Here is a 25,487-nt window from a genome sequence, read left to right as displayed (position 1 = left end):
AATAAGAGAAGGATAATTATACGTAAAATATTATAGAATATAAAATTTATTTTTCTCTGATAATTTAGAAAAATATAAAAATAGTGTTTTTTGACGTTTTAGTCAGGAAAAATAGCAATGTGAAACGTTTACAAAGGTTTATTTTTTAACAGAAAATTTTAATAAAATAGAAATATAAATATACAAAGAATATATTTGTGTGTATAATATGAATTATTAGAACATATATATATTTCTTTCTGTTTGAAAATGAAAGGGCTAACATTTTTTTGAGGGGTGGAAGTATGAAAAAAAAGATACCAGTTTTTGTAGCATCAACAGTAGCGATGAGCATGGTTTTAGGGGCATGTAGTTATCAAAAAGATGAGCCGCAAGCGAACGCAAAAGGGGATAGCGGGAAAAGCGGTGCGAAGCAAGTTATAAACTTAATTGAAACACAAGAAATTCCAACGATGGATCCAGCTTTGTCAGCTGATGCAGTTTCTTCGAAAGTAATGAACAACACGATGGAAGGACTATACCGTCTTGGAAAAGATGATAAGTTAGTTCCAGGTGTAGCGAAAGAATTCCAAAAGTCAGAAGACGGTAAAAAGTATACATTTAAATTACGTGAAGATGCAAAATGGTCAAATGGTGAACCTGTAACAGCGAAAGATTTCGTATATGGATGGCAAAGAGCGATTAATCCAGATACAGCTGCAAAATCAGCGTACATTATGTATGATATAAAAAATGCAGAAAAAATTAATAAAAAAGAGATGAGTCCAGATCAATTAGGCGTAAAAGCAATTGATGATCACACATTAGAAGTGGAATTAGACAACTCGATTCCGTATCTTGTTGATTTAATGGTATATCCAATCTTCTATCCTGTGAATGAAAAGTATGTAAAAGAGCAAGGTACGAAGTTTGGTTTAGAGGCAAACACAACACTTTATAATGGTCCATTTACATTAAGTGATTGGCAGCATGAACGTAGCTTCAAGATGACAAAGAGCTCATCATATTGGGACAATAAAGAAGTGAAGCTTGAGGAAGTAAACTTTAATATTGTAAAGGATACGTCTACGCCAATTAATTTATATGAAACAAACGCAGTCGATCGAGCGACGTTATTAGCTGAGTTCATCGATAAATATAAAGGGAAACCAGATTTCAAAACGGTAGAAGATACTTCTGTATTCTTCCTTCGCTTAAATCAAAAAGACCCAGCTTTAGCAAATAAAAATATTCGTAAAGCAATTTCTCTTGGTTTTGACCGTAAACCATTCGTTGATACATTATTAAATAACGGTTCTAAGCCAGCGACGGGATTAATTCCTGACAATTTCATTAAAGGACCGGATAAAAAAGATTTCCGTGCTGAAAATGGAGATATTATAAAACCAAATGTAAAAGAAGCGAAAAAGTATTGGGAAGCTGGTAAAAAAGAACTTGGTAAAAATGAAATCGAATTAGAGATGTTAAATGAAGACGTGGAATTATCGAAGAAAACTGGTGAATATTTAAAAGGTGAGTTAGAAAAGAATTTACCAGGTTTAACAGTGAAAATTAAACAGCAGCCATTCGCGCAAAAACTAAAATTAGAAGATGCGGGTGACTATGTAATGTCATTCTCTGGATGGAGTGCAGACTTCCCAGATCCAGTTACATATCTTGATATGTTCGTAACTGACGGGGCACAAAATAAAATGAAGTATTCTAATCCGAAGTACGATGAGATTATTATGAAAGCGAAGAAAGATGGAAGCGACGTAAACGCTCGTTGGAAAAACTTATTAGAAGCAGAAAAAATGTTACTTGATGATGCTGCGATTGTTCCAGTATATCAACGTGGTAGAGCATATTTACAAAGAGAAACAATTAAAGATATGTACAACCATAAATATGGTGGCGAAGTAAGCTTCAAATGGGCATCAGTAGAGAAATAACAAAAAAGCAGGTGATTACCTGCTTTTTTTAGTACGTACGTTTTTTATAAATGCCTTTTCCGCCAACTTGATTCCAGCCAGATTGTACATCTAAACTTTTGTTAACAAACTTCATTTTTTCTTTCCCACCAAAGAGTTTTTCACCGATGCTATTTGTAATGACACCAATCAATGCTGTTATTCCAATGATGAGGGTAGCAACAATGATAAAATCAGTAAAAAAAGCAATCATATGCAAATTCCCCCTTTGCTTGCCTGTATTTTTATTGTATGAGATAAAAGGTAAAAAAGAAAGAAATGTCAGAAAAATGTTTGGTAATTTTAGAAATCGTATAGACATGGGTGATGAGATTTGTTAATCTAAGAACAGATGTTCTTTCTTTTGTTTTAGCTTGGGGTCTTACATTTCTCAATTGAATTATTGGGAAAAGGTAAGAAAACGTTCTCTTTTAGGCGATTCATGTTATGAAAAAACAATCGTATATAACATGAAGTATGTTGTAAAAAGCAGGCGTCAAAAGGGTTGAAGATTGTTGTTAGATGACAGTTAAAGTGAGTGTAATCATGTTACATAGCAGTGGAATACACGGAGAAGTTTTCTCAACTAGCAGTAAATTTACTGTATATTTCTTGCAAAAACTATTGTATAATGATTATAGAAGTTACTTATTAAAAGTAATTGTTGTTGCTTACATGAATTGCGATTTTTTACTTTGCTATAAGACAAGTTATCGTGAAAAATTGCGGAAGTTAGAAATTTAAACTGTAATTAGTACAGAATTTGTACTCTTTAAGGAGAGTGAGCTTTGTATGGTAACATTATATAGTTCTCCAAGCTGTACGTCTTGTAGAAAGGCGAAATTATGGCTAGAGGAAAATCATATTCCTTATACAGAACGTAATATTTTCTCAGATCCATTAACGATTGAGGAAATTAAAGAGATTTTACGTATGACAGAAAGCGGAACGGATGAGATTATTTCTACTCGTTCAAAAGTTTTCCAAGAATTAAATGTAAACTTAGAGTCTTTACCACTTCAAGATTTATATAAGATGATTCGTGACTATCCAGGGATTTTACGTCGTCCAATTATGATTGACGAGAAGCGCCTTCAAGTAGGTTACAACGAAGACGAAATCCGCCGTTTCTTACCACGTACAGTAAGAACGTTCCAATTGCGTGAAGCACAGCGTCTTGTAAATTAATTATAATAATATGAAAACCTTCTACCTATTATATAGTAGAAGGTTTTTTTTTAATGTTTCACATTTCGTAATCGAACTCGTTGAACGATAATACCGATGCATAAAACGGTGAAAATGAATAAGTAAGGAATACTTGTCGTGAAACTTGGGTTGTTATGAAAAAAAGTTGCAAGTCTGTCTTCATGTGTAATCATTTTTCCTGCTGTATAGGCGAGAACTGCTGCCCCGCAAAAAATGAGGAACGGAAAACGTTCCATGAGTATTAAAATAAGTTTGCTGCCCCAAATGATAATCGGGATAGAAATGAGTAGACCGATTATTACGAGTAATAATCTTCCGTGAGCTGCACCCGCAATGGCAATAACATTATCAAACCCCATAACGAGATCTGCGAATACAATCGTACGCACCGCTTGGAATAAAGTCGTTTTTCCTTGAATCGAAGAAAGATCGTTGTTGTTATCAGTTAGTAAATTTACTGCAATTAATGTGAGTAAAACTCCGCCGATGAGTTGTAAAAATGGGATGTCGAGTAAATAGACAGCTAGTATTGTGAGGAGAATTCGCAGCACAATTGCTAAAATAGTTCCAATCAAAATTGCTTTATTTCGTTTTGATTCAGGTAAATTTCGGCTAGCTAGTGCGATAACAATTGCGTTATCACCACCTAGTACAACATCGATACCGACGATCATTAGTACAGATGTTAAAAACTCTAAGTCCATTCGTCTGCCTCCATTTATGATGTTTTAATAAGCGATATGTATGTGATGAAGAAAGTTTGTTTAGCTTTTATCCCGCGCTTTTGGGATTAAATAATCTTCTCTTATAGAAGTTTCACTTTATTACAGTGTACGGGGCAATACGCAAATGTATGTCCAAATTTTTTGTGAACAGAGAATTGAAATAATGATATTTAGCCGACTATCTGCGGGTAGTAAGACTCCGTCACAAAATCCGGTTATAAAGAAAAGGAGTTAGTTTTGAGCTTTCCTGTCCGTAAATGCCCGATTAGTGTGGCTAATAATCAACGTGGATGAGCAAAGACCCCATCAATTATAGTTTCAGTTTATGTAAGTAGCCGAATGCAGATAGGTATATAACTATTTTTGTAAAATAAATCGATTTTATTTCCATTCTGGAGAATCTTATCATAAAATGAGAGTACAAGAATCTATTGATTTGTCATATGAGTGGGGGATCCCTTCATAACAATTCTAAACAGGAAGGGAGAGTTGTATTTTGGAAATTGAAAGAATTAACGATCATACGATGAAATTTTTTATTACGTACGTTGATATAGAGGACAGAGGGTTTAACCGTGAAGAAATTTGGTATGACCGCGAACGGAGTGAAGAACTCTTTTGGGAAATGATGGATGAAGCTCGCGATCATGATGACTTCTTTATTGATGGACCGTTATGGATTCAAGTGCAAGCAGTCGACAAAGGGATTGAAGTACTTGTAACGAAAGCAGAACTTTCAAAGGATGGACAAAAATTAGAATTACCAATAGGTGTAGACAAAATTATAGATATTCCTTTAGATGAAGGAATCGAATCATTATTCCAGCAAGAATTAGAGGAAGAGGAAATAGAACCGACAGGTACAAACTTTAATGAAGATGGTACGTTTGGCTTTTTAATTAAGTTTAATGATTTTGAAGATGTAATTTCATTAAGTCATCGTCTAATTTTTGAAGATATAAAAGATGAACTGTATTCATTTGAGGACCGCTATTATGTATATGTGGAATTCGATGAAGTGCTACATGATGAGGAAGAGATTGATCGTATTTTAAGTATTGTTTTAGAATATGGGGAAGAATCTACTTTAACGATTCATCGTGTAAGTGAGTATGGAAAGCAAGTTGTGAAAGAGCATGCGCTTGAGACAATTCGTAACCATTTTCCTTCTAAAACGTAGGCCGATTTCTATAGTATGAAATCGGCTTTTTTTATGAAGAATAGGAAAGTTTTCTTAGTAAGGGGGTAAGAGATGAAAAACACGTTAAAACTACTTTTCTTTTTTCTACTATTGTTCGCATTATTTGTTTCATTACGCATGTTTATTGATGTAGCATTTTATTCGGATGTCATGGGTATAAAAGACGTTTCGATTTTAGGTATTATTAGTATTTTATTTACGGTTTCCGCATTTTTAATTGGATGTGTTATTTTCTTAGAAAACAGACATCCATCCAAAACACTTACATGGTTAATCGTACTAGGAATTTTTCCAGTGTTCGGTTTCTTTGCTTATTTATTATTTGGACAAAACTTTCGTAGAAAAAGAATGTTCCAAAAGAAGGCGTTACTTGATGAACAGGCGTTTTTACAATATAAGGGACACGAAGATTATGAAGAACGAATTTTACGAGACCATAAGCATCAAGAATTGTTATTTCGTTTAGCTGATCGATTGGGTGCTTTAAATATTTCATTTCAAACTGAAACGAGGACATTAACAAATGGAGACGAGACGTTTCAGGCAATTTTAGATGGGTTAAATCGAGCGAAACACCACATTCATATGGAGTATTACATTGTGCGTGATGACAAGCTCGGTACAGAAATTAAAGATATTTTAATAAAAAAATCAAAAGAAGGCGTTGTCGTACGTTTTTTATATGACGCGGTTGGAAGTTTTAAATTATCAAATTCGTATATTGAAGAATTGAATGATGCAGGAGTAGAAATGATTCCATTTTTCCCTGTGCGCTTTCCGATTTTAAACGATAAAATTAATTATCGAAACCATCGGAAAATCGTTATTATAGATGGAAATGAAGGGTTTGTAGGCGGATTAAATATTGGTGATGAATATTTAGGGAAGGATAAATATTTCGGTTTTTGGCGAGACACGCATTTATATTTACGCGGTGAAGCAGTTCAAAGCTTACAGCTAATTTTCCTTCAAGATTGGTTTTATATGACTGGTGAGGCAGTATTAGCACCTGAATATTTACAAGCGAAAGCAGTTGAGGGTGATCATTGGGGCGGAGTACAACTCGTTGGAGGTGGACCAGATAATAAATGGGAAACAATTAAACATTTATATTTTGCAATGATTGCTTCAGCTAGGAAATCGATTTGGATTGCAACACCATACTTTATTCCAGACGATGATATTTTATCTGCATTAAAAGTAGCTGCACTTGCTGGTATTGATGTTCGTTTGTTAATGCCAAGTAAGCCAGATAAGCGCACTGTCTTTTATGCATCAAGATCGTACTTTCCGGAGTTATTAGATGCAGGAGTAAAAATATATGAATATGAAAAAGGTTTTCTTCATAGTAAAGTTGTTATCGTTGATTCGGATCTCGCTTCAATTGGGACAGCTAATATGGATATGAGAAGTTTTCATTTAAACTTTGAAGTAAATGCCTTTTTATATGATACAGATAGCATTCGAAAGCTCGTTCAAGATTTTAAAGACGATTTAGAAGAATCCAGTGAAATTCATGTTGACCGATTTCATAAGAGACGTCTTCATAGGCGGATTGTTGAATCGACGTATCGGTTATTATCACCTTTATTATAAAAAGAGATGTCCTAATTTAGGACATCTCTTTTTTTGAGAGGAATTTGTAGTAAATTGTAGAATACAAGGAGTTGAAAGGGTGTGATTGTGATGTTTATTGCAAGGAGAGAAAACGGAGAGAAAATTCATCTATTATATAACCGGGATGAAGAGTGTTTACGCGATATGCGTAAACGAGAAAAATTCTTTTGCACAGCTTGCGGAAAGGAAGTGCAAATGAAATTAGGGAAAGAAAAAAGTTGGCATTTTGCTCATAAGCAAATGGATTCATGTTTGGCCTTTTATGAAGCGGAATCTATGTATCATATGCACGGTAAAGAATTGTTATATAGATGGTTAAAACGTCAAGACTTTCATGTAGATATAGAGCATTATTTGCCGGTAATCCAGCAACGACCAGATATTTACGTAGAGAGAGCAGATAGAAAAATTGCGATTGAATATCAATGTGCAAATCTCTCCATAGAGCAGCTTTATAAGCGAACATATTCGTATTGGCAAGCTAGTATACAAGTTATCTGGATAATCGGTGGAAATCAGTTGAAAAAGCAATCCGCCCATTGGATGACATTTTCCTCCCTTATGGCTTTCTCCTTACAACCTTATCCTCAGCCATTCCTTATTTTCTTTTGTCCGAAACAAAAATCGTTTATGAAATGCGCGTTTATCACTCCGTTTTCTACAAATGTCTCTTTTTCACATACAATTTATTTACCAACCGATACGACTACTGTTGAAATGCTCTTTTCTCCCGTTCCTTTCCGAAAAGAGGTATTAGGACAAGAATGGAAGAGAAAAAAGAACCATTTTCGGCAAAACGCTCTATCTATCTGGAATTATAATCATAAGTCACTATTACGCCTCTTATATCAATATAAATGTACCCCATCGAGTTTTCCTTCTGAAATCGGTGTTCCGCTTCCATCCTCATTTGCTTTTCAAACAAATCCATTTATATGGCAAGCTTTTCTTTATATGAAGTGTATAAGTAAGCTTAAGGTAGGGGAGTATATTTCCCTTCAGTACGCATGTAATTATGTTGCGAAATATACGAAGAGGCGTCTACTTCCGTATTTTGCACAACATATATGGAAGATAGCAGTTGCAGAGTATATGACATTTTTATGTTATATAGGTGTGTTAAATAAAGTAGGTAATAATAAGTATCGAAAAATAAGAGATGTTGTTTTGTTAAAAACAGAGGAGGAAATTATGAAATATGATGACATTTGCTTAGCGCATGCACTATCTCTATTTGAGACAAAGTACAACATGAGAGAGGGAAAAGGGGATATAATAAAGACTGATCGTGAAGGAATTACATAAGAAAAATCGAATTGTACTTAAGTAGAGACATTTAAAGGAGGGCTTAAAGAATGGCTGAACAAAACACAGTAAAATCATTACCAGATCGCAATGAGATTGAAGAAGCAAACACATGGCGATTAGAAGATATTTTCCAAACAGATGCAGAATGGGAAAAAGAATTCCAAGCTATTAAAGAGCTATTGCCAAAGTTAACTGAATTTAAAGGGAAGCTTGGTGACTCTGCAGACAATTTGCTTGAGGCATTGCAATATGAAGATGAAATTTCAATGCGATTAGGTAAGCTATATACATATGCACATATGCGTTACGATCAAGATACAACAAACTCTGTGTATCAAGCATTAAATGATCGCGCAACAAATTTATACTCACAAGTATCTAGTAGCACAGCTTATATCGTGCCTGAAATTTTATCTATTTCAGAAGATACATTGGAAACATTCTTGCAAGAAAATCGAGAACTAAGTGTATATGAGCATGCATTAGAAGAAATTACACGTCAACGCCCGCATGTATTATCGGAAGCTGAAGAAGCGTTATTAGCAGAAGCATCTGAAGTGATGAGTGCATCAAGTAATACATTTGGTATGTTGAATAATGCAGATTTAAAATTTCCATCTATTAAAGGTGAAGATGGAGAAGAAGTAGAAATAACACATGGTCGTTATATTCAATTTTTAGAAAGTGATGATCGTCGTGTGCGCGAAGATGCATTCAAAGCTGTATATGAAACGTACGGAAAATATAAGAACACATTTGCAAGTACGTTAAGTGGGGCTGTGAAACGTAATAATTTCAATGCACGCGTTCGTAAATACGATTCTGCACGTCAAGCTGCATTAAGTAATAATAATATTCCTGAAGCGGTGTATGATCAACTTGTTGAATCGGTAAATGATAATTTACACTTACTACATCGCTACATTGATATTCGTAAGCGTGCCCTAGGTCTTGATGAGCTTCATATGTATGATTTATATACACCGCTTGTACCAGAAGTGAAAATGAATGTGAAGTATGAAGAAGCACAAGAAATGTTATTGAAATCTTTAAATGTACTTGGTGATGAATACGTTGAAATTTTAAAAGAAGCATATGAGAATCGCTGGGTAGATGTATATGAGAATAAAGGAAAACGAAGTGGAGCATATTCATCTGGTGCATACGGAACAAATCCGTATATTTTAATGAACTGGCATGATAATGTAAATAATTTATTTACACTTGCTCATGAGTTTGGTCATTCAGTGCATAGTTACTATACAAGGAAGACACAGCCGCACGTATATGGTGATTATTCAATCTTCGTTGCAGAAGTAGCATCAACTTGTAATGAAGCGCTTCTAAATGATTACTTATTGAAAACGACAGAAGATAAGAAAGAGCGTCTATATTTATTAAATCACTATTTAGAAGGATTCCGCGGCACTGTATTCCGTCAAACGATGTTCGCAGAGTTTGAGCATATTATTCATAAGAAAGTACAAGAAGGACACGCTGTTACGCCGGACATGTTAACGGAAATCTACTATGATTTAAATAAGAAATATTTCGGTGATGCTTTAGTGATCGACGAAGAAATTGGTTTAGAGTGGTCTCGCATTCCGCATTTCTACTACAACTATTACGTATATCAATACGCAACAGGATTTAGTGCAGCGACAGCTCTATCTAAACAAATTTTAGAAGAAGGGCAACCAGCAGTAGAACGTTACATTAACGAATTCTTAAAAGCAGGAAGCTCTGATTATCCAATTGAAGTGCTGAAAAAAGCAGGAGTTGATATGGCATCTCCTGAACCTGTAAAAGAAGCATTACAAGTATTTGAAGAGAAGTTAAATGAATTAGAAGCGTTATTGTTTGAAGAGAAGTAATGAGAAAAGACGAGGGATTTTATCCTCGTCTTTTCTGTTTGGGGCATTTGCTCAATAGGTTGAAATGTCGATATTTGTCGAATTATTGAGATGATTTTCCTTGCTTTTTCTATATTAGAAGGAATTTTTACGACTTATTTTTGTAGTTAAAATCCTTTAAATCGTTTTCTGTAGTTGAAATAAGAGACAGCGATGACGATAACTCCAAATAAAAGAGGGAAGGCAATAATTTTAGGGAAAGCTTGTAGTAGAGAGAGGATGTACAAGAAAAAAGAAACAATAACACATAGAAAGATAAGAAAAATATGAGACTTTTTCATAAGGAAACCTCCTAAATAGCTTTTTTTATAGCTTATTCAAGAATGAAAACGTTTAGAATGTGACAAAAGTGTGAAATTCGACGAAAGGGGTTGTCATCTGACGTCGAATCTTGTAATATAATAAGCGTGAACGAATTCACATACAAACATATACCCCTTTGTTTGAACGTGAAAATTTCTCCCATCCCCTTTAATATTTTTATAAGCCGTAAAGAAGAAGACCTGGTGTTTACACCAGGTCTTTTTCTTTTTCTATCCATTTCCAATAACGCTCGCACTTCACTTCAATCATTTGTACTTTTCGTTTTAGTTGTAATTTTTTTAGTTCGCGCTCTATTTCTTGCTGTGGGCAGTCATATATAAATGAGATTTCCTTTGAAGAAATAAATTGTGTTGCTTCTAGTAATACCTCTAAAGGAGGTAATGGCTCTGGCTCAATCTCGCATTTTACAAGTTCTTTTAATAACTGTACGTATACATCATAGGAATAAATTCCTGCAATTTTAATACCTTCCTCATCTGAATTTGCATGGAAAAATAGGAGGGAAGGTATTTCTGTAATATGCATCTCATTTGTGAATTTCAGGTCGCATTGGAAAGCTTTTTTTGCGCTAACTGAGTGTAGGTCTTTTTTAAATTCCTCTACATCAATGCCGCTATCTTTTGCACATGTAAGCAATAGTTCACCATCTGGGTTTGATACATTTTTAAGAAGAATGTATTCCTGGAGTTTTCGCAAAAACTTCGAACCTGCTTTTCGGCCTTGCAACTCCGCCGCTTTAATTGCCATCGAAACTAGATACGGCGTTGACGATTCCTCTTGCATATGTACTTTTCCATCACATGAAAAACCTTGTAAACTTGTTGTCTTTTCCCACACAAATCGAATATTAGCAGGTTTATTCCATTTGTGTGAGGAAGCGTTTGCCCCGTCCACTTTTCCAGTTACTATATGACGAATAGAGAAGTATTTCCCATATTCAAGCCATAGTTTAATAATAGATGGCTCGATATCCCAGCAATCTTTACAAAGTGGATCAATAAATAAATATGCTTCTACAGACTTATGCTCGCATGTGGAAGGAGAAGGCATATTCATATGCTTTGCTTCCTGCTTATCCATTACACTTCACCTGTTTCATTTGGAGTATTGACCATATGTTGAGCAGTTAATGCTAAACGTTCAAAAACAAACTCTCTTATATGACCGTGCACTCCTGTATCATCCATTGCTTGCTCCATGCATGATAGCCAAGCTTCTGCGCGTTTTGGAGTAATCTCAAACGGAAGATGGCGTGCTCTTAGCATAGGATGCCCATGTTCTTCAGTGTATAAATTAGGACCACCTAAATATTGTGTTAAAAATTGTTTCTGCTTCCTAGCAGTTTCTGTTAAATCATCCGGGAAGATCGGAGATAAGTCAGGGTGTTCACTGACATAGGAATAAAATGTATCCACTAATGTTGCAATGCATTGTTCACCGCCAATTGCTTCAAATGGTGTCATCGGTTGCTTGCTCATCCTTTATAAACTCCTTTTTCCATGAAATGTATATCTATTGTAGCAATGGAATGTTATGAAGAGCAACTAAACAGCCTTCATAACATTCGTTGCTTATTTTATGTGTTGCTAATAAATCTTTAATTTCCAAAAAGGTGAAACATAACCACCAGTAAATCACTTCTACACTGATGGAAATTTCACTTTAGCGCTCTTTGTTTTGTTTGGCAAGGAAAAAGCGTTTTACTTTGTTATTTGTATGACGAACTGGTACGTTATGTTGCTTTAATAAACTCATAAATGAGGCTTTACCAGCTTCCTCATCTTGTACTTCGTATTCGATTTCATAATCATCGTGATTGTAATAGAAACTATGATCAAAGACAAGTGTTCCACCTTCAAACAATGTTTCAGCTCTTTCTGTTGTTAAACTTCCCATATAAGTTAAAGAGGAAACTGGAATTTGTAGTTTCTGAAGTTGATCCATTACAGTGCCTTGAATGATTGCGTTTGTTTCCATCATAAGTTTTGCTTCTTTTTCTGTTATAGATTGATGAGTTTCTAATAAACCAATTTCAGCAGGTTGTTTTAATGTGAATGTATAAGTTCCATCTTTATGACGAATACGAAGTGCAGAGCCTGTATTTTTTAAAGAAAATTGAGTTGTTTCAAAGTAATGATTTACTTGTTTTGTAAATGCTTTAATAGAAAAAGACTTGCATAACCTTTGGAATTCTTCCTCTGTAACCATGTTTTTAAATTCAATTTCAATTTCTTGTGTCATTATATACGCTCCTTTTGAAAAATAATTCTTTACACATTATCGCTTTTTCGCAAATTTGGTTCAATGTTTTATTTGTTTGCGTCCATGTTATGATACAATAATACTGTTAAGTAAGACAGGAAGTTGAGATGGAGGAATTCGAGCATGCAAAATAAAATTCAAGTTAAGAGCGTAGAAATGAGAGAGAATGCGCTTATTTTTTGTGCGGAAAATACTGAAATAGAGGTAAAGGAGTTAAGTGCGCGTAATCACGTACTTGTAGACTCAGATAATTTATCATTTTTATATATCTTAGAAAACGAATCATCTTTCATTTATGTAAGTATTCCGCATACATGCTGGGAAGCAATGCATGAAGCGATGAATAAAGATACAGCAATGTTTATTCGCGTGAATGATATTGAAATGGAATTAGAAGCATTAAAAGAAGAAGTAGAGTATTTAGTTGAAAATATTGAAGGTAATGCAAATTACGGAGAAGAATTAGTAACTGCTGTAGAAAAAGTATTTCTATAAGCAAATGGATTGATTTTGGTGGTGGTTGAAATGAATCGTAATTGGGAAGACTTTTTAGCGCCTTATCACCAAGCGGTGGCAGAGCTGAAAGTGAAACTAAAAGGAATGCGTACTCAATTTGCAATGTTAACGGAGCATTCTCCAATTGAGTTTGTAACAGGAAGGGTAAAGTCGGTTGCAAGTATTATTGATAAAGCGGAGAAGAGAAATGTGCCGTTAGACCGGCTTAGAGAAGATATGCAGGACATCGCAGGCCTTCGAATGATGTGTCAATTTGTTGATGAGATTAAGCCTGTTGTAGAATATCTTCGAAAACGAAATGATTTTGAAATTGTGGAAGAACGTGATTATGTAACGCAAAAGAAAGATAGCGGTTATCGCTCTTACCACGTTGTCATTAGTTATCCTGTTCAAACGATACAGGGAGAGAAAAAAGTATTGGTTGAAATTCAAATACGTACGTTAGCAATGAATTTTTGGGCAACGATTGAGCATTCTTTAAATTACAAATATAGTGGACGTTTTCCTGAAGATATTAAAATACGCTTACAACGTGCGGCGGAAGCGGCATTTTTATTAGATGAAGAAATGTCTTCCATTCGTCTTGAAATTCAAGAAGCGCAAAAGGTTTTTTCACGAAAGCAGGAAACGAAAGATTCTGAATCATAAACTAAAGGGTGTTGGGCGATGAAATTTACAATTATGTCAAAGGGAGATCAATCATCAGATACACTAGCAAGTACGATGAAAGAATACTTGTTAGATTTTGGTTTTACGATGGATGAAAAGGAACCTGATATTGTAATTTCTGTTGGGGGAGATGGAACGCTTTTATATGCGTTTCATCGTTACTATAATCGATTAGATGAAACCGCATTTGTTGGTGTACATACAGGGCATTTAGGTTTCTATGCAGATTGGTTACCGACGGAAGTAGAGAAGTTAGTAATTGCGATTGCTAAAACACCGTTCCAAGTAGTTGAATACCCACTTTTAGAGGTGATTATTCGCTATGTGAATGGTAGTAAAGAGTCGCAGTATTTGGCGATGAATGAAGCGACTGTAAAAAGTGCAGAAGGAACATTAGTAACAGAAGTGGAAATACGCGGTGAGTATTTTGAAACGTTCCGCGGAGATGGTCTTTGTATTTCTACTCCTTCAGGAAGTACTGCGTATAATAAGGCACTTGGCGGAGCAATTATTCACCCTTCTATTGAAGCGATTCAAATTGCAGAAATGGCATCAATTAACAATCGTGTATTTCGTACGGTAGGTTCTCCGCTCGTACTGCCGAAACATCATACATGCGTTTTAAAGCCGGCTGCAGGAATGAACTTGCAAATTACGGTGGATCATTTGACGATGGTTCATCAAGATGTGAAATCAATTCAGTATCGCGTTGCAAACGAGAAAGTACGATTTGTTCGTTTCCGTCCGTTCCCGTTCTGGAAACGTGTCCGTGACTCGTTTGTTGCAGATAAATAGAGAGGGTTTATATATTTGAACAGATTTACATTGAAATGGGATATACAGCTTGCAGATGAGGGGACTTTAGTTAGAGAGTTTTTGAAAACGAAAGGAATTTCGAAGGCTGCTTTAACCGATATAAAGTTTCACGGTGGAGCTATTGAAGTAAACAGTCAACATGCGAGTGTTCGCTACAAGTTACAAGCCGGTGAAGAGTTACAAGTCTTCTTTCCGTTTGAGGAAAGAAGTGAAGGGATGGAAGCAGAAGATATTCCTTTAAATATTGTATATGAAGATGATGCAGTGCTTGTTGTAAATAAAGATGCATATATGTCGACAATTCCGTCTAGGGAGCATCCGTCAGGAAGTGTTGCAAATGCTCTGTTATATCATTATGATAAACAGAACCTTGCAAGTACAGTGCACATTGTAACGAGACTCGATCGTGATACTTCAGGACTTATGTTAATTGCAAAAAATCGATTCGTTCACAACCTTTTATCAAAGCAGCATCAACAAAAAGGAGTGAAACGAACGTATGAGGCGCTCGTTCATGGAATGATTCTAGAAGAGATAGGGACGATTGACGCACCAATCGGACGAAAAGCGGATAGTATTATTGAGCGAACTGTATGTGAAGATGGTCAAAGAGCTGTTACTCATTTTAGAGTGATGGAAAGTTCTTCTAATGAGACGCATGTAGCACTTGCGCTTGAAACAGGAAGAACGCATCAAATTCGTGTACATATGGCGCATATAGGACATCCACTACTTGGGGATGATTTATACGGCGGTCGAAGAGATGTGATGAAACGCCAAGCGCTTCATAGTACGTCTTTGACGTTTTATCACCCTATTTTAGAAAAGGAAATGACTTTTACCGTATGTATCCCAGATGACATGCAATCCGCTTTACATAACAATTAAAAGGGAACAAAATTCTTACTGAACGAAGAATTTTGTTCCCTTTTTTTAGCGGAATAATATTAAAATTTGATTTTCACCAGTACGTTTAATAACGAAAAAGCCACTTTCAGCTTTTGTAGCAATGCCGTCATCATTTGGAAGACAGTATCCGTGTGTTTCGCAAGTACCGTCATCACGTACTAACATTTGTCCAATTAATCCGACAGGAAGCCACTCAGTACGGTCTCTTCTTGATATATATTTACAAGCTGGATCCCATTCTGTATTTAAAAGAGGTTGTGTGTCTTGCGTGTCCGTATGCGCATATTGACGCTTTCCAAAGCTATCTGTTTTATAGCGTTTTTGCCAACTTAAAGCACCGCTATTTCCTATGAGAGCAGGAGTAGCACTAGATATTCCTAATATGAATAAATCATTTGAAGTAGCTTTTCGAATTTTTTCTTCGCTACTAAATGTAACGAAATGACCGACATCAATAGAACTATGATCTGCTGTCTCAAACATTTGTGCAAAATCCGTTCCACTTGCATTGTAAGAAGCGCCATCGATATACATTTCCCCGTTGTGAGCAAGCCATTTTGCACCGATATTATGGTCGGTGTCATTTGTACCATTTGCAATAAACCAAGAATAAGATTCTTCCGCCGTGCCGAAGCGCCCCATAATATGGCTGCCTGCAAAATGAACTGTTGATGTATGCATACCTTCCGCATGAGAAGAGAATCCGTTAGCGATAGTTGCGGTTCCTTCTGCATGTGCTGCTTCGCCTAAAGCAATTGTATGTTTTCCTTCCGCATGAGAATAAGAGCCGCCTGCTGTCGTTTCACTTCCTTCACTATGCGAACTATGTCCAGTTGCTTTTGTTTTTGATCCTTCTGCATGAGAGAAAGAACCTTTTGCATGTGTAAGAAGCCCTTCTGCATGTGAAGCTGTACCTTCTGCATTAGAATGAAGTCCCTCGGCATGTGCATACCGGTTCCCTTTTTTAACTTTTGTATTTTCGGGTGTAGGGGTCTGAATTACAATAGTTTTTTCCGTTTGTATATCATTTGATGGGGCTAATGCTTCTTTTATTTTTTTTACTTGATTTATAATAGTAACTGGAATTTCTGGTTCCACTTTTTTATTTATTGCTACAGGGATGTTTTCTTCCGTATGTTGCTCTGTTTGCTCAGAATGTAATACCTGTTCACTATGATTAGAGAGAGGTTTATTTTTTTGCTGCATCTTTGTTTTTCTATTATCGATTATGCGGCTCATTACAGCATTTTCTAAAGAGACATATTTTGTTCTTGCTTTACTTTTTTTGATGATTCTTGTTCTTCTAGTTCTTCTAAAGCTGCAGCTCGAATGCTACACCAATTGTTAATTCCGTACATGGGCAGATAGAAAGGCGGGAATTTTCTTTTTTGTTTAGAAGATTTTTTCTTCATTCTGTCACCTCCTGCGACAGTATATGCCGTGTACTTAAAAAAAGATGCACTTTATTGCATCTTTTTTTAAGTACATTACCTAGTTTTTATATGAGATATGCCTAAATAATACGGTAATCCCCCGCAATTCATGAATTGCACTAAGTAAGGGGAGTTATGAAATTGGGCGGAATTTCTCAGCGACAAAAGGCAGGGAGGAAGGGACGGAAACGGTCTCCATTTCAGGAAAACGTAGTCCGGTTAGCTTTCCACCAAATACAGCACCAGTATCGATATTGACTGTATGATTTACAAAGCGAGGTTCTTTTACTGGAGTATGTCCATATATAATCCAAGTTTTCCCGTTATATTCTTGCGCCCAGTCGCGACGGACAGGTGAGCCGTCAGCATGCTTTTCTCCTGTAATATCGCCATATAACACAAAGGTTTGTACTTTTTTATCTTGTCTTCCTATGTAATCTTGCCGAATCCCAGCGTGACATACGATTACTCTTTTTTCATCTAGTATGTGATATAAAGGGGATTGCTCATAAAGGGTGATGAACTTTTCTTTTATAATGTTTTGCTTATGAGAAGATAGTGCTTCATATTCAGCGACAGTTGTTTCGAGTCCGTGAGCGATTGTTACATTGTGCCCAAGGAAAAATCGGTATAGTTTATTGCAGTGATTTCCAGGAGCGTAATAAGCTTCTTTTTTATTTATGACAAGTTCCCATACAATTTCAATCATACGTAATGAGTGAGGACCGCGATCTGTAATATCACCAACGAATGCAAGCTGACGTTGGTCAGGGTGAATCGGTAGGCCACTGTTCCAGTTGTATCCTAGTTTCGTCGTTAAATTTTGAAACTCTTGGAAGCACCCATGAATATCCCCTATAATGTCATATTTCATATTTAAACCTCCATCATATTTTTCATTAGTATATCTAAAAAAGGATAGAGATAAAAATGTACCGCTTTTTGTATGGCTTATTTAAACATAAAGATTTTTGTTCTTGAGCGAACATTTAAAATAAATCCAATCGCAATCATGTATGTAAGCAGCGAACTTCCTCCATAGCTCATAAGGGGTAATGTTATCCCTGTAATAGGAAGTAATCCGATTGTCATCCCGATATTTTGGAATACTTGAAAAGTAAACATTCCGATTGTACCAGCGCAAATATAACTACCGAAAGGATCATTACTTTCTAAAGCGATATGAATCATTCGGAAAATGAGTAAGAAAAAAAGTGAAATAATGACACTTGCACCTAAAAAACCAAATTGTTCAGCGACATTAGTGAAAATAAAATCTGTATGTGGTTCTGGAAAATATACTTGTCCATTTTCCCAACCCTTTCCTTGCATTTCTCCTGATCCAGCAGCTAAGAATGCTTGTCGTAGTTGATAGCCTTGCGCATCATATTTGTATGGTGCTAACCAGCCGTAGAAGCGATTTAATTGATATTCTTTTAAAATGTGTGCTTTAAAGAATTCTGTATGAGAAAGAAATATATATATTAATGTAGAACCTGCTGTGACAATGCCGGAGACTAAACCGAAAATAAAACGCCATCGTATACCGGAAACTAGTATCATTGCTGCGAGCATAGCTGAAATTACCATCGTATTCCCTAAATCAGGTTCCTTTGCAATAAGGAGTAGTGGTGGCAAACTTGCTGCGAATATCTTTCCGAGTAATAAAAGATCGCCGTGTATTGTTCTGAAAAAATATTTCTCATTGTGATTTGCTATAACTCGTCCAATGACGATAATTAAAAATAATTTCATAATTTCAGAAGGCTGGAAATTTCCGATACCTGGAAGCTTGTACCAAGCGGTAGCGCCTTTAATTGTAAGGGCACCTGGTACTTGAAGTTCTAGCCCAATAAGTAGTACCATTGCAAAGCTATATAAATACCAAGCAATTTTTTGATAACGATCGAAATCGATAATCATAATAACACCAATGGCGATAAATCCAATGAAGTACCATTGGATCTGTTTTAGTACAAAATTTACGTTTTGCAGAAATGGTGGTAAAGAAGCTTGCGCACTTGCAATAGCGAAACAACTAACAGTCCCAATGGCAAATAAGATGGATAGTAATACGTAGTCTATTTGATATTGAGAATTTGGATCTTTCAATGTATGTATTCCTTTCTATCACCTAGTAAGTATATGGATGACGTCATGATAAAAATAATATGCAAGCAGATTGTTCATACATTTATTCCACTATTTGTGGGAAGTCATACATCACGAGGAAGGAATAGCTCCTCCCTTGTGATGGACTACAGTGTACGGAGTTCTTTTGTAGCTACATTCAAACAATGGGAAAGACGTACATGTGTATCGGCTGTTGGAAGGAGGTTTGGATATAGTTGATAAAATTTGAATGCATTTTTATACCATTCGCACGCTTTTAACAGACTCGCTCTATAATGGGTGCTATCTTGTAAGAAACCATACTTTTTGGAAGTTAAAACGAGATGTGAAAAATCTTCACAGCCTTCAAGGTACTTGTGATGTACTTGCTGTCCTGTATGAAGGCGGAAGGAACTTAAAGGCTCAGTGATATAGATTGCATCACCTTTTGAGAGTAAACTTATCCAAGAAGCCATATCAACACTACAACCATAATTTCTACCATTTAAAGTACCGAAAGGTTCTGCTAATAGATATTTTCGAAAGAGAACGGTCGTAGGTTCACCGATAACGTTTTGTCCCGTTATAAGCATATGGTTTCCAAAATCTTTTCCATTTAGTAGAGTATCTTCATCGTATAAACTTTTCATGGAGGGATGCTGTTCAATTATATCTCCATTATCATTAATCCAAGTGCGATATGATGTGATAAGTGCGAGGTTTTGATCTAAGTCTTGTTGGAAATAGAACATCATTTTTTCGATTTTATTACTATAAAATATATCATCGTCCATTAAGAAATTGATGTACTCTCCATTGGACTGTTCTAAGAGCATAAGGGAGTTATTAAATTGTCCTAGAGTAGAGGCATTTCGAATGTACGTTATATGTTTATGCTTATGCTTATGTAAATAATGTCTGTATATTAATTTTTCTGTTTCATTATTTGTGCTATCGTCCCCTACAATAATTTCAATATTTGAATACGTCTGTGCTAATGCACTTTCTAGAGCAATTTTAAAATAATGTGGTCGATTATAGGTGGGAATAAGGATGGAAACGAGAGGTGAAGTTTCTTTATCATTCATATATAACTACCTTTCAGAATTTTTTTGTGTAAGAATAATATCTTGATAACTTGTGTACGCAGTTCTACTGCACCATGAACCGTAATGGGGAGTATTCATTACTTCTAGACCATACTTATTTAGTAGAGTGCGAATATCTTCCTCAGGATAGGCAACTGCGAAATTGGGAATATCCTTATTCAGAACATAACAATTGTCAATTTGATGATAAAAACCTAACGTACTTAGTCCTGCATTTAAGTAATAGGATGATTCAGGATTAATTAAAAAGAAAGTAATAAAACATCTCCCATCTTTTTTCAGAACTCGTGTAATCTCAGATACATAGTGTTCTAATTCTTTCGGAAGGAGATGGGTAAATACAGACGTTAAAAAAATAAAATCAAATGATTCATCTTCATATGGAAACCTGTATTGAGAAGCATCTTCTTTTCCTTCGGGATTGTAGAATTGATTATATATGTCGACATGTTCAAAATGGAAATTGTTACGGCGTGTTGAAATGTTATTTTTGCACCATGCAATTCCCTCACTGAATAAGTCAAATCCATAATAAGCTCCATCATCACTTACATAATTCATTAATGGAACTGCCATTCGGCCGATACCACAACCTATATCTAACACTGTTTCATTTGATTTTAAATTGCCAATTTGAATAAAATACTGTATGAATTCTTTTCCAACCTTTTCAAAATCACCACCTACATATTGAACGAGTTCTGGAGGTGGGAGTAATGTGATTTTCTTTTCATTTTCGTTCATAAATTTACTCCTTCCTTATAGTAAAGTAGAGCACTGCAGTTTTTAATATATAGTTAATACTTTATAGTAGGAGAAAAATGATATTTAAACTATTACGATATGTAAAGAATGTTTCTAAAAACAACTGATAATGGTGAGGGGACCCTTGCTGTTTTATTATGCTATTAGACCAGTGTAGTAGAGGAGCCCCCGATGAATACATTTTTCACTTTATTCTATTCTTTGCGCCAATAAATACCGAAATCATCAATTTTAGTCATAGGAGCTTTTAAGTTTCTTTGATTTCTGAAATCTGTTACAGCTTCTGCGCATGTTATTAATCCGTAATCATCAATAATAATATATCCACCTGTTGAAACTTTGTCGTATAAGTTTACAAGACTATCCATCGTTGATTCATACATATCACCATCAAGGCGGGCAATTGCAATTTTTTCTACCGGTGCTGAGGGTAATGTATCTTTAAACCATCCCTTTAAAAATTGCACCTGATCATTTAATAAATCGTATTTTCTAAAGTTTTCTTGCACTTTTTCTAAAGAAACGCGTAAGTAATCGAATGTGTGTAAATAATCACCATAATCTTTTGGATACTGTTCTAAATTAGGTTCTGGCAGACCTTCAAACGAATCAGCAACCCACACAGTACGATTTTTGATGTTGTTTGCTTGTAAAAAACCATTCATAAAGATGCATGACCCCCCGCGCCATACACCAGTTTCAATAAAATCACCTTCTATATTTTCACGGACAATAGTTTCCATAGCCTCATGTAATTGATTCATACGTTTTCGACCGATCATACTGTGTGCTGCTCTTGGCCAATCTTTGCCACCTTGACGTTCACTTTTTGAAACGTTAGGGTCAACGATTTTTAAATTATGATTTTCTGCGTACTGCTTAAGAAATAAAGGGAGTGGAACTGTAACTGGTTCATATGATAATTCTTTAGATATATGTAACGTAGCAGGTAAATATGGTTCATATTCTAACCATATTTCAAACAAAATTGTTTTCTTTAATAACTCAAGATAAAGCTGAATAGCGGATCTATTTTCCATATTTGTGCCTCCCGCAAAATGTCATACAACAATATGATTATGTGAGTAGTGAATGTTTCATGATTGAATTCATAATTGAAAAAGCAGTAAAACTGATAACAGTTTTACTGCTAAGTAAAAAATTAAGCGATTTTTTCAATAATAATGGATGCACTCGTACCAAGAGCTAACGATAATCCAAGTCCTGTAACAATCGCTTCAACCATTGATGGAGTCGTTGTAATTTGTGTAATCGCTTGGATAACGATAGGTGCGCCAAAGGAGATTAAGCTTGTGCTTGCACCTGGTATAGTAATTCCATTAACTTGAATTGCAAGGCCACCTAATACAGTTGCTGTTACAGTATATGCGATAACAGTAATTTTATAGAATCCAGTTTCATGTATGAGGAAAGTATCAGGGTCTAATTGAGAAATTGCTGTACCAAACTTAGATCCAACATTATTAAATGGTACTGGATCATCAAATCCAAGAGACAAAGAAATAGCAGCAGAGTTAAATGCGTACAATCCTGCTGGAAGTCCTAATCCAGACGGCCCAGTCGGCCCAGTCGGTCCAGTCGGTCCAGTCGGCCCAGTCGGCCCAGTCGGCCCAGTCGGTCCAGTCGGCCCAGTCGGCCCAGTTGGCCCAGTTGGACAAGTTGGACAAGTCGGCCCAGTAGGTCCAGTAGGTCCGGTCGGTCCAGTAGGAAGTGTAAATGGTGGTATTGGTGGTAAGGTCGGTCCTACCAGATTAGGATCAAATGCACTAGCGGATAATGATTCATCGGGATTTAAGCCATCTGAATAATTATTATTTGACATAAATTCACCTCCATAAAGCTTTCATTATATAGTAGATGCAAACTCGTAAGAAAATGACACGGACATTTGAATTATTGAAAAGAATTCTAAAATGACTTGAACAATATAAAAAAGTGGAAAGTTTTGTATTTGTATAACATATGATTGAGTTGGAAGAAGGTGATTATATTGAACAAGCAAGGCATTACAATTAGTTTATGTATGATAGTTCGAGATGAGGAAAAGACAATAGCTCGATGTTTGGATGCGATCGGAAAAATTGTTGATGAAATTGTAGTAGTTGATACAGGTTCTGTTGATCAAACGAAAGAAATTGTAGAGAAATACACTCCTAATATATATGATTTCCAATGGATTGATGATTTTGCGGCAGCTAGAAATTTTTCTTTTTCAAAAGCGACGCAAGAATATATATTGTGGCTAGATGCAGATGACGTATTATTAGAGGATGCTCAAGAAGCATTGAAACTTTTAAAAAGGGAATTAGATGCTAAAGTAGATGCTGTTTCGATGCCGTACCATCTTGTAATGGATTCTAACGGAAAACCTCTTTATTGCACAAAAAGATATCGACTTGTAAAGCGTGAAAAACAGTTTCAATGGTTTGGTAAGGTACATGAGTATTTAGCTGTTTCCGGTGAAATCTATAATAGTAACGTTGCTATTACACATAAAAAGGAAAAAAAAGTGACGGATCGTAATTTGAAGATTTTTCAAAATACCGTAGCGGCGGGGGAAGAATTGAGTCCAAGAGATTTGTTTTATTACGCGAATGAGTCTATGGATAACGAAAAATTCAACGATGCGGTCCTTCTCTATGAAACATTTCTAAATCAAGACGAAGGATGGCATGAAGAGAAAATTTACGCATGCGGTAAGTTAGGGGATTGTTATGCGAAGCTCGGAATGTGGGAGAAGGCAATTGAATCTTGTGTAAAGTCGTTTCGGTACGATATCCCTAGAGGAGAGAATTGTACAAGAATAGGATATATATATATGGAACAACAAAAATATAATGAGGCGATCTTTTGGTTTAAACTAGCAACGGAAGTACCACTAGCAGCGGATAGTCCGTTTCACAGTCCAGCTAGCTACACATGGCTTCCATATTTGCAAATGTGCATTTGCTATAACAAGTTAGGAGATCCAGACAAAGCATATTATTACAATGAATTAGCAGCTTCTTACGTTCCGAATAATGCTGCAATTGAATATAACCGTAAATATTTTCGAGGTGTTTTTGATAAACAATATAAAGTGTAATGTAGGCTGTTTTTAGGAAATACCTTGTTATTATTCTAATGATGATAGATTGGCTATATATTAGAGTATTAGTAATGAAATCAGTAGAGGTGACATCCTTTGTAAGATGTATTCTGCTCATAGGAGATATATATTTCAAATTCAATTTGCATAAGGAGCGTGTGAAATGAATCGCGAAAAAAGTTCTTTATATGAAGAAAAATCCGATTATTATTATAATGCAGCGAATCCGAATCTATTAAAGCATATAAAAAAGGAATGGAAAGAAGTTCTTGATATTGGTTGCTCTAGTGGTGCATTAGGAGCGGTTATAAAAGAAAATGGCACACGTGTATCAGGTATTGAGGCATTTCCAGAAGCTGCGGAAAAAGCAAAAGAAAAGCTAGATCATGTTGTTTTAGGTGATATAGAGACAATGGATATGCCGTATGAGGAAGAGCAATTTGATTGCGTCATATTTGGGGATGTATTAGAGCATTTATTCGATCCGTGGGCTGTAATAGAAAAAGTAAAACCATATATAAAACAAAACGGTGTAATTTTAGCTAGTATACCAAATGTTGCTCACATTTCAGTATTAGCTCCCTTACTTTCTGGAAATTGGACGTATACAGAATATGGCTTACTAGATAAAACGCACGTACGTTTCTTTACTTTTAATGAAATGCTAAGAATGTTTTTAAAAGCAGGATATTCTATTAGTAAAGTAGATCGTGTATATATTGACCATAAAATGTATGAGCCACTTATTGAAGAGTTATATGGAATTTGTAAAAAATATCGTCTTGGAAGTGGCTTCATGGCTGAGACGGTTGTATTTCAATATATTATTGAAGCAGAAAAATCACAAGTATGAGTGCTGCAGAAAAAACAATATTATTTGTTACGTGTATAAATGATCGGAAATTGTATGCACAATGTGTGCGACATATATTGCAATTGGCAGTACCTCCAGGATACACTATACAGTTTATGCCGATTCGAAACGCAGAAAGTATGACGAGCGGATATAATAAAGCGATTTCGCATCCAGCGAAATATAAAGTGTATATACATCAAGATGTTTTCATTGTAAATGTAGGTTTTTTATATGGATTACTTCAATTGTTTCAGGAACATGAACATCTTGGAATGATTGGTATGGTTGGAGCCCAATATGTTCCTCCAAATGGAACATGGAATGTAGGCAGAGGAGTTGTTGGAAAAGTAATTGGTTATATGAATGATTTATTTTATATGGCCAGTCAAGAAAAGCCATACCATGAGTCAAAAACATTTATGCCAGTTGAATGTATTGACGGTTTATTAATGGCAACGCAATACGATATTCCGTGGCGAGAAGACTTGTTTGATGGGTTTGACTTTTATGATGTATCTCAATCATTTGAATTTAGAAAAGCTGGCTATACCGTTGGGGTTCCTGTACAGCGTGATGCGTGGTGCATTCACTATCATATTGATGTGAATATGACAAACTATGAAAAGTATAGAAAGATATTTGTGGAGCACTATATGTCAGATGTAAATCAAGACGAATAGAGGGG

25 protein-coding genes and 1 pseudogene are annotated in these 25,487 nt (G+C 35.6%); 13 read left to right on the top strand and 13 right to left on the bottom strand.

The features are described 5' to 3' along the window. The first annotated feature begins 284 nt into the window (after window positions 1-284). Window positions 285-1,931, top strand: a complete 1,647-nt coding sequence (locus tag CDB3_RS18325; RefSeq protein WP_128855476.1) for a peptide ABC transporter substrate-binding protein — start codon at window positions 285-287, stop codon at window positions 1,929-1,931. A gap of 28 nt (window positions 1,932-1,959) precedes the next feature. Here CDB3_RS18325 and CDB3_RS18320 read toward each other — a convergent pair whose 3' ends face one another. Then, complete coding sequence (locus CDB3_RS18320; RefSeq protein ID WP_000559981.1) at window positions 1,960-2,163, bottom strand: hypothetical protein; 204 nt, start codon at window positions 2,161-2,163, stop codon at window positions 1,960-1,962. A gap of 578 nt (window positions 2,164-2,741) precedes the next feature. Between CDB3_RS18320 and spx the strand changes: the two genes are divergently transcribed. Further along, on the top strand, window positions 2,742-3,137 hold the full coding sequence (gene spx / locus CDB3_RS18305; RefSeq protein ID WP_000258267.1) for a transcriptional regulator Spx: 396 nt from the start codon (window positions 2,742-2,744) through the stop codon (window positions 3,135-3,137). 50 nt (window positions 3,138-3,187) lie between these two features. Here the strand turns inward: spx and CDB3_RS18300 are convergent, their stop codons facing one another. Then, window positions 3,188-3,862, bottom strand: a complete 675-nt coding sequence (locus tag CDB3_RS18300) for a TerC family protein (RefSeq protein WP_071744644.1) — start codon at window positions 3,860-3,862, stop codon at window positions 3,188-3,190. A 517-nt stretch (window positions 3,863-4,379) separates the two neighbouring features. Between CDB3_RS18300 and mecA the strand changes: the two genes are divergently transcribed. The 4 genes from mecA to pepF all read left to right on the top strand — a co-directional run bounded on the left by mecA (window position 4,380) and on the right by pepF (window position 9,883). Next, entirely contained in the window at window positions 4,380-5,063 is a 684-nt protein-coding gene (mecA, locus tag CDB3_RS18295; RefSeq protein WP_000402127.1) for an adaptor protein MecA, read from the top strand. A gap of 72 nt (window positions 5,064-5,135) precedes the next feature. After that, window positions 5,136-6,680 (top strand): cardiolipin synthase, encoded by a 1,545-nt coding sequence (locus tag CDB3_RS18290; protein ID WP_097830035.1) that lies wholly within the window; start codon window positions 5,136-5,138, stop codon window positions 6,678-6,680. Window positions 6,681-6,770: 90 nt separating this feature from the next. After that, window positions 6,771-8,006, top strand: a complete 1,236-nt coding sequence (locus tag CDB3_RS18285) for a competence protein CoiA (protein ID WP_128855542.1) — start codon at window positions 6,771-6,773, stop codon at window positions 8,004-8,006. 50 nt (window positions 8,007-8,056) lie between these two features. Next, window positions 8,057-9,883, top strand: a complete 1,827-nt coding sequence (pepF, locus tag CDB3_RS18280; protein ID WP_128855474.1) for an oligoendopeptidase F — start codon at window positions 8,057-8,059, stop codon at window positions 9,881-9,883. 146 nt (window positions 9,884-10,029) lie between these two features. On the opposite strand, the gene CDB3_RS31745 is transcribed toward pepF, so the two are convergent. The 4 genes from CDB3_RS31745 to CDB3_RS18265 form a co-directional block, all read right to left on the bottom strand. Continuing rightward, complete coding sequence (locus CDB3_RS31745; RefSeq protein WP_000748141.1) at window positions 10,030-10,203, bottom strand: hypothetical protein; 174 nt, start codon at window positions 10,201-10,203, stop codon at window positions 10,030-10,032. A 229-nt stretch (window positions 10,204-10,432) separates the two neighbouring features. Then, the gene (locus CDB3_RS18275) at window positions 10,433-11,326 is read right to left on the bottom strand and encodes a ClpXP adapter SpxH family protein (RefSeq protein ID WP_128855473.1); all 894 of its coding nucleotides are present in this window, start codon (window positions 11,324-11,326) and stop codon (window positions 10,433-10,435) included. Beyond that, on the bottom strand, window positions 11,326-11,724 hold the full coding sequence (locus CDB3_RS18270; protein WP_000043388.1) for a globin domain-containing protein: 399 nt from the start codon (window positions 11,722-11,724) through the stop codon (window positions 11,326-11,328). Before CDB3_RS18270 ends, CDB3_RS18275 begins: the two co-directional genes overlap by 1 nt. 184 nt (window positions 11,725-11,908) lie before the next feature. Beyond that, window positions 11,909-12,487: a CYTH domain-containing protein gene (locus CDB3_RS18265; RefSeq protein ID WP_097830039.1), complete on the bottom strand. Its 579-nt coding sequence runs from the start codon at window positions 12,485-12,487 to the stop codon at window positions 11,909-11,911. A gap of 144 nt (window positions 12,488-12,631) precedes the next feature. Between CDB3_RS18265 and CDB3_RS18260 the strand changes: the two genes are divergently transcribed. The 4 genes from CDB3_RS18260 to CDB3_RS18245 are packed head-to-tail and all read left to right on the top strand — an operon-like array spanning window position 12,632 to window position 15,397. Further along, entirely contained in the window at window positions 12,632-13,003 is a 372-nt protein-coding gene (locus CDB3_RS18260; protein WP_097830040.1) for a UPF0738 family protein, read from the top strand. Between the two features lie 30 nt (window positions 13,004-13,033). Then, complete coding sequence (gene yjbM / locus CDB3_RS18255) at window positions 13,034-13,672, top strand: GTP diphosphokinase (protein ID WP_128855472.1); 639 nt, start codon at window positions 13,034-13,036, stop codon at window positions 13,670-13,672. Window positions 13,673-13,690: 18 nt separating this feature from the next. Continuing rightward, entirely contained in the window at window positions 13,691-14,488 is a 798-nt protein-coding gene (locus CDB3_RS18250; RefSeq protein WP_000673196.1) for an NAD kinase, read from the top strand. A 15-nt stretch (window positions 14,489-14,503) separates the two neighbouring features. Next, on the top strand, window positions 14,504-15,397 hold the full coding sequence (locus CDB3_RS18245) for an RluA family pseudouridine synthase (RefSeq protein WP_128855471.1): 894 nt from the start codon (window positions 14,504-14,506) through the stop codon (window positions 15,395-15,397). A 45-nt stretch (window positions 15,398-15,442) separates the two neighbouring features. Here the strand turns inward: CDB3_RS18245 and CDB3_RS18240 are convergent. The 7 genes and pseudogenes from CDB3_RS18240 to CDB3_RS18210 all read right to left on the bottom strand — a co-directional run bounded on the left by CDB3_RS18240 (window position 15,443) and on the right by CDB3_RS18210 (window position 22,680). Then, window positions 15,443-16,830: pseudogene (locus CDB3_RS18240) on the bottom strand (peptidase G2 autoproteolytic cleavage domain-containing protein). A gap of 154 nt (window positions 16,831-16,984) precedes the next feature. Then, window positions 16,985-17,725: a bis(5'-nucleosyl)-tetraphosphatase PrpE gene (prpE, locus tag CDB3_RS18235; RefSeq protein WP_128855470.1), complete on the bottom strand. Its 741-nt coding sequence runs from the start codon at window positions 17,723-17,725 to the stop codon at window positions 16,985-16,987. Between the two features lie 77 nt (window positions 17,726-17,802). Further along, complete coding sequence (locus CDB3_RS18230) at window positions 17,803-18,963, bottom strand: FtsW/RodA/SpoVE family cell cycle protein (RefSeq protein ID WP_128855469.1); 1,161 nt, start codon at window positions 18,961-18,963, stop codon at window positions 17,803-17,805. A gap of 146 nt (window positions 18,964-19,109) precedes the next feature. Continuing rightward, window positions 19,110-20,051 carry a glycosyltransferase family 2 protein gene (locus CDB3_RS18225; protein WP_128855468.1) on the bottom strand — a complete coding sequence of 314 codons (942 nt, stop codon included), beginning with the start codon at window positions 20,049-20,051 and terminating at the stop codon, window positions 19,110-19,112. A 6-nt stretch (window positions 20,052-20,057) separates the two neighbouring features. Further along, entirely contained in the window at window positions 20,058-20,816 is a 759-nt protein-coding gene (locus tag CDB3_RS18220) for a class I SAM-dependent methyltransferase (RefSeq protein WP_128855467.1), read from the bottom strand. 215 nt (window positions 20,817-21,031) lie between these two features. Next, the gene (locus CDB3_RS18215) at window positions 21,032-21,877 is read right to left on the bottom strand and encodes a TylF/MycF family methyltransferase (RefSeq protein WP_128855466.1); all 846 of its coding nucleotides are present in this window, start codon (window positions 21,875-21,877) and stop codon (window positions 21,032-21,034) included. Window positions 21,878-21,999: 122 nt separating this feature from the next. Continuing rightward, window positions 22,000-22,680 carry a BclA C-terminal domain-containing protein gene (locus CDB3_RS18210; protein ID WP_128855465.1) on the bottom strand — a complete coding sequence of 227 codons (681 nt, stop codon included), beginning with the start codon at window positions 22,678-22,680 and terminating at the stop codon, window positions 22,000-22,002. Window positions 22,681-22,845: 165 nt separating this feature from the next. On the opposite strand from CDB3_RS18210, the gene CDB3_RS18205 reads away from it, so the two are divergent. The 3 genes from CDB3_RS18205 (at window position 22,846) to CDB3_RS18195 (ending at window position 25,482) form a co-directional block, all read left to right on the top strand. Beyond that, window positions 22,846-23,943: a glycosyltransferase gene (locus tag CDB3_RS18205; protein WP_128855541.1), complete on the top strand. Its 1,098-nt coding sequence runs from the start codon at window positions 22,846-22,848 to the stop codon at window positions 23,941-23,943. A 166-nt stretch (window positions 23,944-24,109) separates the two neighbouring features. After that, window positions 24,110-24,799 carry a class I SAM-dependent methyltransferase gene (locus CDB3_RS18200; RefSeq protein WP_128855464.1) on the top strand — a complete coding sequence of 230 codons (690 nt, stop codon included), beginning with the start codon at window positions 24,110-24,112 and terminating at the stop codon, window positions 24,797-24,799. Further along, entirely contained in the window at window positions 24,796-25,482 is a 687-nt protein-coding gene (locus tag CDB3_RS18195) for a glycosyltransferase family protein (protein ID WP_128855463.1), read from the top strand. Before CDB3_RS18200 ends, CDB3_RS18195 begins: the two co-directional genes overlap by 4 nt. The last annotated feature ends 5 nt before the right edge of the window (window positions 25,483-25,487 follow it).

It is taken from the genome of Bacillus sp. CDB3 (assembly GCF_002081505.1).
In the GTDB taxonomy this organism is placed as follows: domain Bacteria; phylum Bacillota; class Bacilli; order Bacillales; family Bacillaceae_G; genus Bacillus_A; species Bacillus_A cereus_AT.
The sequence above is the reverse complement of the archived record's forward strand: the minus strand, read 5'-3'. Positions and strand labels throughout refer to the sequence as shown.